The organism is Nocardioides psychrotolerans (genome assembly GCF_900113685.1).
Taxonomy (GTDB): Bacteria; Actinomycetota; Actinomycetes; order Propionibacteriales; family Nocardioidaceae; genus Nocardioides; species Nocardioides psychrotolerans.
The window spans coordinates 292,605-302,982 of record NZ_FOQG01000004.1 but is presented as its reverse complement, the minus strand read 5'-3'; the positions used below and the strand labels follow the sequence as shown (position 1 = coordinate 302,982).

At 70.4% G+C, this 10,378-nt stretch carries 11 protein-coding genes; 4 read left to right on the top strand and 7 right to left on the bottom strand.

The features are described 5' to 3' along the window. Positions 1 to 348: 348 nt before the first annotated feature. From BM204_RS07465 to BM204_RS07450, 4 genes are all read right to left on the bottom strand, one after another. Positions 349 to 1,089, bottom strand: a complete 741-nt coding sequence (locus BM204_RS07465; protein WP_091111685.1) for a hypothetical protein — start codon at positions 1,087 to 1,089, stop codon at positions 349 to 351. 176 nt (positions 1,090 to 1,265) lie between these two features. Then, positions 1,266 to 1,991, bottom strand: coding sequence for a hypothetical protein (locus BM204_RS07460; protein ID WP_143099686.1), 726 nt, complete (start codon positions 1,989 to 1,991; stop codon positions 1,266 to 1,268). Between the two features lie 59 nt (positions 1,992 to 2,050). Continuing rightward, entirely contained in the window at positions 2,051 to 3,460 is a 1,410-nt protein-coding gene (locus BM204_RS07455; protein WP_091111682.1) for a glycine--tRNA ligase, read from the bottom strand. A gap of 50 nt (positions 3,461 to 3,510) precedes the next feature. After that, the gene (locus BM204_RS07450; RefSeq protein ID WP_091111680.1) at positions 3,511 to 3,831 is read right to left on the bottom strand and encodes an antibiotic biosynthesis monooxygenase family protein; all 321 of its coding nucleotides are present in this window, start codon (positions 3,829 to 3,831) and stop codon (positions 3,511 to 3,513) included. Between the two features lie 68 nt (positions 3,832 to 3,899). Here BM204_RS07450 and BM204_RS07445 point away from each other — a divergent pair, with 68 nt between their 5' ends. Genes BM204_RS07445 through BM204_RS07430 form a run of 4 tightly spaced genes read left to right on the top strand, consistent with a single transcriptional unit; the run spans position 3,900 to position 7,096 of the window. Next, on the top strand, positions 3,900 to 4,856 hold the full coding sequence (locus BM204_RS07445) for a metal ABC transporter substrate-binding protein (protein WP_091111679.1): 957 nt from the start codon (positions 3,900 to 3,902) through the stop codon (positions 4,854 to 4,856). Further along, positions 4,847 to 5,647 carry a metal ABC transporter ATP-binding protein gene (locus BM204_RS07440; RefSeq protein ID WP_218031179.1) on the top strand — a complete coding sequence of 267 codons (801 nt, stop codon included), beginning with the start codon at positions 4,847 to 4,849 and terminating at the stop codon, positions 5,645 to 5,647. The genes BM204_RS07445 and BM204_RS07440 overlap by 10 nt, the downstream gene beginning before the upstream one ends. After that, positions 5,647 to 6,660 (top strand): metal ABC transporter permease, encoded by a 1,014-nt coding sequence (locus tag BM204_RS07435; RefSeq protein WP_218031180.1) that lies wholly within the window; start codon positions 5,647 to 5,649, stop codon positions 6,658 to 6,660. Before BM204_RS07440 ends, BM204_RS07435 begins: the two co-directional genes overlap by 1 nt. Then, positions 6,647 to 7,096 (top strand): Fur family transcriptional regulator, encoded by a 450-nt coding sequence (locus BM204_RS07430; RefSeq protein ID WP_091111676.1) that lies wholly within the window; start codon positions 6,647 to 6,649, stop codon positions 7,094 to 7,096. The genes BM204_RS07435 and BM204_RS07430 overlap by 14 nt, the downstream gene beginning before the upstream one ends. 12 nt (positions 7,097 to 7,108) lie before the next feature. Here the strand turns inward: BM204_RS07430 and BM204_RS07425 are convergent, their stop codons facing one another. From BM204_RS07425 to recO, 3 genes are all read right to left on the bottom strand, one after another. Further along, complete coding sequence (locus BM204_RS07425) at positions 7,109 to 8,719, bottom strand: sensor histidine kinase (RefSeq protein ID WP_091111674.1); 1,611 nt, start codon at positions 8,717 to 8,719, stop codon at positions 7,109 to 7,111. A gap of 140 nt (positions 8,720 to 8,859) precedes the next feature. Beyond that, positions 8,860 to 9,639, bottom strand: coding sequence for an isoprenyl transferase (locus BM204_RS07420; protein ID WP_091111673.1), 780 nt, complete (start codon positions 9,637 to 9,639; stop codon positions 8,860 to 8,862). 10 nt (positions 9,640 to 9,649) lie between these two features. Then, entirely contained in the window at positions 9,650 to 10,378 is a 729-nt protein-coding gene (gene recO, locus BM204_RS07415; RefSeq protein ID WP_091111671.1) for a DNA repair protein RecO, read from the bottom strand.

The window sequence follows — 10,378 nt, the reverse complement described above, 5'->3', positions numbered from 1 at the left end:
CGACCGTCACCGGGGTGATCGTGGCGCTGTTGTTTGTCACACTGGGCACTGCGATGTCTCCTTCACTTCAACCGGGGGATGGCGTCGTTGCCGACGTCGGCCCGGGAGTGAAGTCACTACGAGGCAGGCCTGTAACGGGTCACAGCCAGAGTCGTTTCAGCGGCACTGGTTGGACATGCTTCTCATCAAGCCATCGTGGTGGGGCCAGGGTCGACGCCGGCCCCCGGACCTGACGGACAGATCCCAGGCAAGACACCCCGAAGAGGTCAGGCGCTTCACGAGTCACGCCCGATCCGGAGGACCACCGTCAACCCTGCCAGCCAGCCCCAGGCCAGCCACCACGAACACTTACAGGCGCTTCACGCCGAGCACGACGGCGCTGTCGCTCTCCCACAGCAGCGGGAAGCCGGACCTGTGCTGGATCGTGAAGCTGCGCACCAGGGCGCCGTCGACCATGTCGCGGACCTGCACGGTCTTCTCGTCGTAGGTCAGTCCCAGGACGTAGGAGCCGTCAGGCGAGACCGCGCGCGGCTGGAAGGGTGCGGCCCACTCCGGCTCGTCCGGCAGGCCCAGCGTCGTGGGGCCCACGCCGGTCTCGCCGGCGTCGGGCAGGAACAGGATGTTCTTCCGGATGTCGGCAGCCGGGGCCCGGTCGGCGGAGACGGCCGACTTGGGTGACTCGACGAGCCAGTCCCAGGTCTTGTTGCCGGCGAGAACCGCGCGGTCGCCGGTGAAGGCGAGCAGCGTGGCGTAGCCCGGCAAGGACGTCGAGGCGACGCGCTTTCCCGTGAGGTCGAAGACGACGGCCGAGGAGACGGCGCTGCGGTAGGTGCAGAGCTGGAGGACCCGCTTGCCGTTGAACCCGAGACTCCACGAGTAGGCCGAGAGGTCACCGGTGCGCCAGAACTGCACCTTGCTGCCGTTCTTGACCTTGAAGAGGCGCGCCGACTCACCGAAGCGGTCGAGCACGACCCAGCCCTGGGAGCTGGGGCCTAGCAGCGAGAGCGAGCCCGCGTGGGAGGCCGGGAAGGGCAGTGGCTGGTTGCTGCCCGACGGCAGGTGCAGCGTGCGGCCCTCGAGGTAGGCCACCGCAGGACGCGGCCCGGCCGGGAGGCTGCTCGCGTCGACACTCTCGCGCGCAGCGCGGTCGAGGCCGACGTGGCGACCAGGGCAAGGCCGAAGGTGACGCCGACCGTGAGGGTGGAGACCACCGCGAGCGTCCGTCGTACGAGATCCATGCGGTGGTCCTCCTGGTCGGGTCGGCCTCAGCCGCCGTTCGCGCCACTCTTCGTGGAGCGTTCGCCAGTCTTGCTCTCGCCGCCGCCCTTGTCACCCTCTCCGGGCTTGCCCTTCTGGGGCTTGTCCTTCTGGGGCGCGGTGATCCTGCCGGTCCACGTGATCGGGTTGAACTCCTGCGTCGGCCGGAAGCTGACCGCCTCGAGCGTGGTGCCTTCGGGGGCGAGGTAGACCAGGCAGGTCGACATCGTCTTCCCGGCGCCGAAGACCTTCGGGAACGGCTTGCTGGGGCACGGCTCGAAGGTGCCCTTGAAGGTCGACGACTCGACCAGCGTGTCGGCCGAGTCGACGATGTAGAGCGGGACCGGGCGCCCACCGAGGTCGGTCTCCCCGTTGTTGGTGACGGTCGCCTGGACGAAGTAGGGCGTCATCGCCTTGGTCGCCGCGTCCAGCTTCCACCCCGCGAAGGACGTGGCGAACGTGGTCTTGTCGATCCGGTCGACGGTGATGCCGAGGACGCCGAGGAGCTCTTGCCGCGGCTCGTAGGCCACGACCGCCTCGTCGCCGATGCGGAGCTCACTGCCCTGGGCGGTCAGCTCGACGCCGTCGGGCACCGGGAGGTACGGCGTCTCGGTGGCCGAGGCCGAGCCCGGGGTCGCGGAGGTCTCGCTCGGGGACGGAGCCGCATCGGGCTCCGACTCCGCGTCCTCGGAGCAGCCCGCCAGGGCGAGCGTCGACAAGGCAAGGACACTCACGAAGACGCCTGCACGGCGCCGCACCCGGTTCACCCGGCCATTGTGCACCGGGCGTCGGTCTAGCAACCGAGGAATCGCTCCGCGAAGAAGGACGTGATGCGATCGAGACCGATGCGCTCCTGCTCCATCGAGTCGCGGTGGCGCACGGTCACCGCCTGGTCGTCGATCGTGTCGAAGTCGACCGTGACGCAGTAGGGCGTCCCGATCTCGTCCTGGCGGCGGTAGCGCTTGCCGATCGCGCCGGCGTCGTCGAAGTCGACGTTCCAGTGCTTGCGCAGCTCGGTCGCCAGGTCGCGCGCCTTGGGCGAGAGATCGGCGTTGCGGCTCAGCGGGAGCACCGCGACCTTGACCGGCGCCAGGCGCGGGTCGAGGCGCAGGACGGTCCGGGTGTCCACGCCGCCCTTGGTGTTGGGCGCCTCGTCGACGTCGAAGGCGTCGATGAGGAAGGCCATCAAGGAGCGGGTGAGGCCGGCTGCGGGCTCGATGACGTAGGGCATGTAGCGCTCGCCGCTGGCCTGGTCGAAGTAGGACAGGTCCTTGCCGGAGAACGTGCTGTGCTGCTTCAGGTCGTAGTCGGTGCGGTTGGCGATGCCCTCGAGCTCCTCGAAGCCGCGCTGGGAGAAACCGAAGCGGTACTCGATGTCGACGGTGCGCTTGGCGTAGTGGCTGAGCTTCTCGGCCGGGTGCTCGAAGTGGCGCAGGTTGTCGGGGTCGATGCCCAGGTCGACGTACCAGGCGGTGCGCTGGTCGATCCAGTACTGGTGGATCTCCTCGTCCTCACCGGGCTTGACGAAGTACTCCATCTCCATCTGCTCGAACTCGCGGGTGCGGAAGATGAAGTTGCCCGGCGTGATCTCGTTGCGGAAGGACTTGCCCATCTGGGCGATGCCGAACGGCGGCTTCTGCCGGCTGGTCGTCACCACGTTGGCGAAGTTGAGGAAGATGCCCTGCGCGGTCTCGGGTCGCAGGTAGTGCAGCCCCGACTCGTCCTCGATGACGCCGAGGTAGGTCTTGAGCATCATGTTGAAGGGGCGCGGCTCGGTCCAGGCGCCGCGGGTGCCGCAGTTGGGGCAGGCCAGCTCCGAGATGTCGACATCATCCGGATCGACGGGCTCGCCCTTGAGGCTCTTCTTGGCGGCGTAGTCCTCCTGCATGTGGTCGGCGCGGTAGCGCTTGTGGCACGACTGGCACTCGGTCAGCGGGTCGCTGAAGGTGCCGATGTGGCCGGACGCCTCCCAGGTGCGGGTCGGCAGGATCACGCTGGAGTCGAGGCCCACGACGTCCTGGCGGGCGGTCACCATCGACTTCCACCACTGACGCTTGATGTTCTCCTTGAGCTCCACGCCCAGCGGGCCGTAGTCCCAGGCGGACTTGGTGCCGCCGTAGATCTCACCGCACGGGTAGACGAACCCCCGGCGCTTGCAGAGGGAGACGACCTGGTCGAGGGTGGTTGCCGGCTTGGATGCCACGTTGGGGTGCTCCTGCGTCTCGGCCGGCTGGCTGCCGGTCCATGGAGCGGTCAGCCTAACGATCGGGTCGACTCGACGTTGAGCACGGTCCCCGGCTCCACGACCTCGTAGGCGCTGGGCTCCTCCACCGCCCTGCTGAGGAGAGGAACGGCACCCATCTTCACGTCGTACGACGACAGCGCGCGGCGGTAGGCGCCGACGTTCTCCCAGGTCGTCGTGAGCACCCACAGCGTGGGGTCGTCGAGGTTGCGCCCGATCTGGCTGCCCAGGTGACCGGTGCGCGACGCCAGCACCTGCCTGGCCGTCTCGAGGTCCACCCGGAAGACGTCGCGGTCGACCTCGGGCACGCGGAACCTGTTGACGACCAGCATGGGCTCAGGATAGCCATAGCGGGATTCCTGAGTTGACAACGATTCTCATTCCCTTGAGAATGATTCTCATGAAGTCGCCCCGCCGTCCCACCCTCCGCACTCCCGCCCTCCTGCTCACCGGAGCGCTGACCCTGAGCGGCTGCGGGGCGCTGTCCGACGGGGGTGCCGACGCCAGCGACGGGCTGCAGGTCGTCACCGCGTTCTATCCGCTGCAGTACGTCGCCGGCCGGGTCGCGGGCGATCTCGCGGACGTCACCAACCTCACCCAGCCCGGCGGCGAGCCGCACGACCTCGACATCGACCCCCGCGCCACCGGTCAGATCGTCGACGCCGACGTAGTCGTCCACGAGAGCGGCTTCCAACCGGCCGTCGACTCCTCCGTCGACGCCAATGCCACCGGCGAGGTCGTCGACGCCGCCGAGGTCGTCGACCTGCGCACGCTCGAGGACGAGGACGCCGATGGGGACGCCGAGGAGCACACCGCGGACGACGGGCACGACCACGACGACCTGGACCCGCACTTCTGGCAGGACCCGCTGCGCATGGCCGACCTCGGCGACGCCGTCGCCGAGAGCCTCGCCGCGGTCGACCCGGACAACGCGGCGGACTACACCGCCAACGCCGCCGACCTGCGCACCGACCTGGAGGCGCTCGACGCGCGCTACGCCGAGACGCTGTCCGGCTGCGAGCGCCAGACCGTCGTGGTGAGCCATGACGCCTTCGGCTACCTGACCAAGTACGGTCTCGACATGGAGCCGATCGCAGGCCTCTCCCCCGAGGCAGAGCCCACTCCGGCCGACCTGGCCCGGCTGCAGGACCTGATCGCGACCGAGGGTGTCACCACCGTGTTCGCCGAGCGCCTCGGGACCCGCAAGATCGCCGACTCGTTGGCCTCGGACGTCGGCGTCACGACCGCGGTGCTCGACCCGATCGAGGGCCTCAGCGACGAGACCGCCGACCAGGACTACCTCTCCCTCATGGAGGCCAACCTCGGCGAGCTCGCGGAGGCCAACGGGTGCCAGTGACTCCTCTGTCGCTCACGGGCGGGGCGGTCGCGATCGGCGGCCGCCCGGTCCTGCGTGGCATCGACCTGGTCGTCGAGACCGGGGAGTTCGTGGCCCTCATGGGCGCCAACGGCTCCGGCAAGACCACGTTGATCCGGGCCATGACCGGGCTCCGGCCGCTCACCGCCGGCTCCCTGGAACTCTTCGGCACCCCCTTCGACCGCTTCCACGACTGGCAGCGCATCGGCTACGTGCCCCAGCGCACCGGCGCCACCTCCGGTGTGCCGGCCTCGGTCTGGGAGGTCGTCGCCTCGGGCCGCCTCACCCGACGCCGCCTGCTGCGCCCCCTCTCGCGCGCCGACCGCACCGCCATCACGGACGCGCTCGAGATCGTCGGCCTGGCCGACCGCGCACGGGACGGGATCTCGCACCTCTCCGGTGGCCAGCAGCAGCGGGTCCTGATCGCCCGCGCCCTGGCCGGGGAGCCCGAGCTGCTCTTCCTCGACGAGCCCACCGCGGGCGTCGACCTGCCCAACCAGCTGGCCCTCACCTCCGCCCTCGGCGAGCTGAAGTCGCGGGGCGCCACGATCGTGCTGGTCGCCCACGAGCTCGGCCCCCTCGCCGATCTGGTCGCGCGCGCGGTGGTCATGCGCGACGGCCGCATCGCCTACGACGGCGCACCCCTTGCCGACCACCAGGTGCACGACCCCCGCTTCGGCGAGACCCACTCCCACCACCACTGCGCCGACGACCGGGGCCGGTCGCGTCACGACCACGCCCCCCACGTCGCCAGCCCGCTGGAGGGACGCTGATGTTCGAGCTGTTCACCTACGAGTTCATGCAGCGGGCGCTGCTGGCCGCGCTGTTCACCGGCCTGGCAGCACCCGCGGTCGGCACCTACATCGTCCAGCGCCGGCTCGCCCTCATGGGTGACGGCATCGGTCACGTCGCGGTGACCGGGGTGGCCCTCGGGATCTTCACCGGCATCGCCCCCACCTGGACCGCGGTGGTCGTCGCGGTCCTCGGAGCGATCCTGATCGAGGTGATCCGCGAGCGCGGGCACACCAACGGCGACGTCGCGCTGGCCCTGCTCTTCTACGGCGGCCTGGCCGGGGGCGTGCTGCTGACCGGTCTCGCCGGCCAGAGCGCCGCGAACCTCCAGCAGTACCTCTTCGGCTCCATCACGACCATCTCGCTCAGCGACGTCTACCTCACGATGGCCTTCGCCGCGGTCGTGATCCTGGTCGGCGTCGGCCTGGCCCCTCAGCTGTTCGCGGTGGCGCAGGACGAGGAGTTCGCGCGCGTCGCCGGGCTCCGGGTCCGTGGCTACAACCTGCTCGTCGCCGTGCTCGCCGCGGTGAGCGTGACCATCGCGATGCGCACGGTCGGGCTGCTGCTGGTCTCCGCACTGATGGTGGTGCCCGTGGCCACGGCCCAGCAGCTCACGCGTTCGTTCCGCACGACGTTGGTCGCGGCCATGGCACTCGGCGCGCTCGCGTCGGTGGGGGGCCTGTCACTCTCGGCCCTCGCCCCGGCCGGCACCCGCGTCGCACCGGGGTCCACGATCGTGCTTCTCGCCCTGGCCGGCTTCGCCGTCACCTGGCCGTTGGGGGCGTGGCTGCGGCACCGCCAGCTGCTGCACGCGCCCTTCCCGGCGCTGCCACCGGACGCCACGACGCCGACCGAGTCCCACGAGGTCGGCGAGCACCCCCACGACCACGGCCCGGACTGCGGCCACGCGGCGGTCCCGCACGGCGATCACGTCGACTACGTGCACGGGGGCCATCGGCACGCGCCGCACGGGGAGCACTATGACGAGCACTGAGCCTCGCGGGGCCCAGCCCGGGGCCCAGCCCGAGGGCTCCGCGCCCACCGGCCCTGCCGTCGTACGACCGACGCGGCAGCGGATCGCGGTCGCCGAGGCGATGGCGTCCTTCGACGACTTCCGCTCGGCCCAGGAGATCCACGACCTGCTCGGCCAGCGCGGCGAGCGGGTGGGGCTGGCGACGGTCTACCGCAGCCTCCAGAGGATGGTCGAGGGCGGCGAGGTCGACCTGCTGCGCACGGAGGACGGCGAGGCGATCTACCGGCGCTGCTCCGACACCCACCACCACCACCTGGTGTGCCGCTCCTGCGGGGCCACGGTCGAGGTCGAGGGCCCGGCCGTCGAACGCTGGACGCGGGCCATGGCCGAGGAGCACGGCTTCGCCGACGTGAGCCACACGCTGGAGATCTTCGGGACCTGCCCGGCCTGCCGCTGAGCCGCCGGGCCCTCAGCCCTCGTCCGTGTGCCGTGCCCCGGCGACCACGGGCAGCCGGACACGGAAGGTGCTCCCCCGCCCGGGCTCGCTCTCGACCTCGATGCGGCCACCGTGGCCCTCGACGATGCTGCGCGTGATGTTGAGCCCCAGGCCCACGCCCTGGATCTCCCGCTCCGAAGCGTGCCGGGCACGGAAGAAGCGGGTGAAGAGCCGGTCCCGATCGGCGGCGTCGATGCCGACGCCGGTGTCGCTGACCGAGATCTCGACGCGGGTGCCGTCCATCCCCACGCGCACGGCGATGTCTCCCCCGGCGGGGGTGTACTTCACCGCGTTGGAGACCAGGTTGTCGACGACCTGGGCGATGCGCTGGGGGTCGACCCGGACGACGAGCGCCGCGGGGGCATCGACGCTGAGGGACACCCCGTGCGTGAGCGCCGCGGGCTCCGCCGCATGCACGGCGTCGCGCACCACCTGGGCGATGTCGGTGTCGGAGCGCTCGACGTGCAGCCCGTCCTCGTCGACCTGGGCGGTGTGCAGCAGGTCGTCGACGAGCCGCTGGAGCCGCTCGGTGTTGCGGCTGATGACCGAGAGGTGCGCACGGGTCTGGACGGGCAGGTCCTCCTGGTCGAGCAGGAGCAGAGAGTAGCCGTGGATGGAGGTCAGCGGCGTGCGCAGCTCGTGGGAGACCGACGCGACGAACTGGTCCTTGACCTGGAGCGCGCGCATGAAGTCGGTGACGTCCTTGTAGGCGAGCGCCGCGCCCGCGAACTCGTCGTTCTCGTCCCACACCACGCGCGCCGAGACCGACAACGCCCGCCGGGTCATCTCGTCGTCGCCTACCCAGATCCGCTGGTCGTCGAACTCCTCACCCTGAGCGGCACGGAAGGTCGGCATGTCCTCCCGCACGACGAGCGTCGTGCCGTCCGCTCCGAAGACCAGCCCGAGCTGGCCGGCGAGGCCACGGTGACCGCTCGGGTAGGCGAGCTCGATGAAGTCGAGGTGTCGACGGTTCATGGACTGGTAGACCGCGTGCTCGTCGATCAGGACGAGCCCGACGTCGACACTGTCGACGATGGCTGCCGACACTCGGCGTTGGTACTCCAACCGGTGCACCGCCGAGGCCATCGCGAGCGAGACCACGACCGCGACAGACAAGGTCAGCAGGGTCCGTGACAGGTTGGGCCCGTCGTTCGCGAAATAGAGCAAGCCGGGAACCGCCTGGAGCAGCACCCCCGCCACGACTGTGACGGCCACACCCCGGCGGCCGTGGTAGCGCCCCAGATAGATGGCCGGCAGCACCAGCAGGATCCCCGAGGCACCGCCCTGGGCGTCGAGACGGGTCAGACCCAGCGCGGCGATGTCCGCGACGGCCACCACGGTGGGGGCCGCCGCCGGCAGCTTCTCCCAGCGGGTCACGAACGTCGCCAGGGTGATGACGGCCACCATCCCGGCCCCCACCTGCGGCCACCGCCCGATCGCGGGGTCGCCCGCGAAGCGCAGCCCGAGGTCGAGGGCGAAGAGGATCGTCAGGATCGACTGGGCCACCCGGGGACTGGCGAAGGAGTCAGCCGTTGACGTCCCGGTCAGGTCCCCGTGGGCGACCGCGCTCTCCCGACCCGACATCGAGCGTCCTTCCCCCCCTGTGCGAGCTACCAGAATCGCACTACGGTGCCCGATCCGCAGCCGGAGCCACGATCGCGTGCGGACATCGCGCCGACTCGGCGCCCGGGGTCTGTCACATCGCGCCGACTCGGCACGGCTGGTCACACCTGGTTGGGCTGCGCCCCTCCGTAGCGCCGGTCACGGCGGGCGTAGAGCTCGATCGCGTCCCACAGCGCCCGACGGTCGACGTCGGGCCAGAGGACGTCGGTGAACACCAGCTCGCTGTAGGCGGCCTGCCAGAGCATGAAGTTGGACAACCGCTGCTCCCCCGAGGTGCGCCAGACCAGGTCGGCGTCGGACTGCTCGGGCACGTAGAGGTAGCGCGCGAACGTCTTCTCGTCGACCTTCTCCGCGTTGAGACGACCGGCGGCGACGTCGCGCGCGATCGCCCGAGCGGTGTCCGCGAGCTCAGCGCGACCGCCGTAGTTGACGCACATCGTCAGCGTCAGCACGTCGTTGTCCCTCGTGAGCTCCTCGGCGACCTGGAGCTCCTTGATGACCGACTTCCACAGCCGCGGCGCTCGTCCGGCCCATCGGACCCGGACGCCGAGCTCGTGCATCTCATCGCGACGACGACGGATCACGTCACGGTTGAAGCCCATCAGGAACTTCACCTCGTCGGGCGAGCGCGACCAGTTCTCCGTCGAGAACGCATAGGCGGAGACTGCCTTCACGCCGATCTCGATGGCACCCTCGACGACGTCGAACAGCGATGCCTCACCCTGCTCGTGGCCCTTGGTGCGCGGAAGTCCGCGCTCCTTCGCCCATCGCCCGTTGCCGTCCATCACGATCGCGACGTGCCGGGGCACCAGGTCCTTCGGGATCGCCGGCGGACGCGCGCCCGAGGGGTGCGGGGTGGGCTGGCGGACGACTCGCTTCACGGGGGCGACGCTATCGCTCGACGTGCTCCAGCGAGCGCAGGCCTCGTTCGAGGTGCCAGTGCAGAAACGCCGAGACCAGACCGCTCGCCTCACGCAGCTGGCGCGGCTCGGCCGCCTCGACCACCGGCCAGTCGCCGGCGAGCAGCGCCCCCATCACCTCGATCGCCGACGCCGACGGGCTCGCGGAGCCGGGCAGGCGACACGTCGTGCAGAGCATCCCGCCCATCGAGGGGTTGAACCAGCGGTGCGGCCCCTCGAGCCCGCAGTGAGCGCACGCGTCGAACGACGGTGCGTAGCCAGCGACGGCGAGCGAGCGTAGGAGGTAGGAGTCGAGGATCTGACCTGGCCGGTGGCCGCCGGCTGCCATCGCCCGCAGACCACCGACCAGCAGCAGGAACTGCTGCAACGAGGGCTGCTTCTCCTCCGAGACCAGCCGCTCGGCCGTCTCGAGCATCGCGGTGCCGGCGGTGTAGCGCTCGTAGTCGGCGCCGAGGTCGGCGGAGAAGGCCGACTTGGTCTCCGCCTGCGTGATCGTGTCGAGGTTGCGGCCCTCGGCCAGCTGGAGGTCGACGTGGGTGAAGGGCTCCAGCCGGGAGCCGAACCGCGACGAGGTCCGGCGTACGCCCTTGGCGACGGCGCGCACCCTCCCGTGGTGGCGGGTCAGCAGGGTGATGATGCGGTCGGCCTCCCCCAGCTTGTGGGTGCGCAGCACGATCGCCTCGTCGCGGTAGAGAGGCAC

Excerpts from the sequence above, each read along its gene's own strand:
- BM204_RS07425 (WP_091111674.1), bottom strand. The coding sequence starts at position 8,719 with ATGTCGGGTCGGGAGAGCGCGGTCGCCCACGGGGACCTGACCGGGACG.
- BM204_RS07445 (WP_091111679.1), top strand. The coding sequence starts at position 3,900 with ATGAAGTCGCCCCGCCGTCCCACCCTCCGCACTCCCGCCCTCCTGCTC.
- BM204_RS07430 (WP_091111676.1), top strand. The coding sequence starts at position 6,647 with ATGACGAGCACTGAGCCTCGCGGGGCCCAGCCCGGGGCCCAGCCCGAG.
- BM204_RS07450 (WP_091111680.1), bottom strand. The coding sequence starts at position 3,831 with ATGCTGGTCGTCAACAGGTTCCGCGTGCCCGAGGTCGACCGCGACGTC.
- BM204_RS07435 (WP_218031180.1), top strand. The coding sequence starts at position 5,647 with ATGTTCGAGCTGTTCACCTACGAGTTCATGCAGCGGGCGCTGCTGGCC.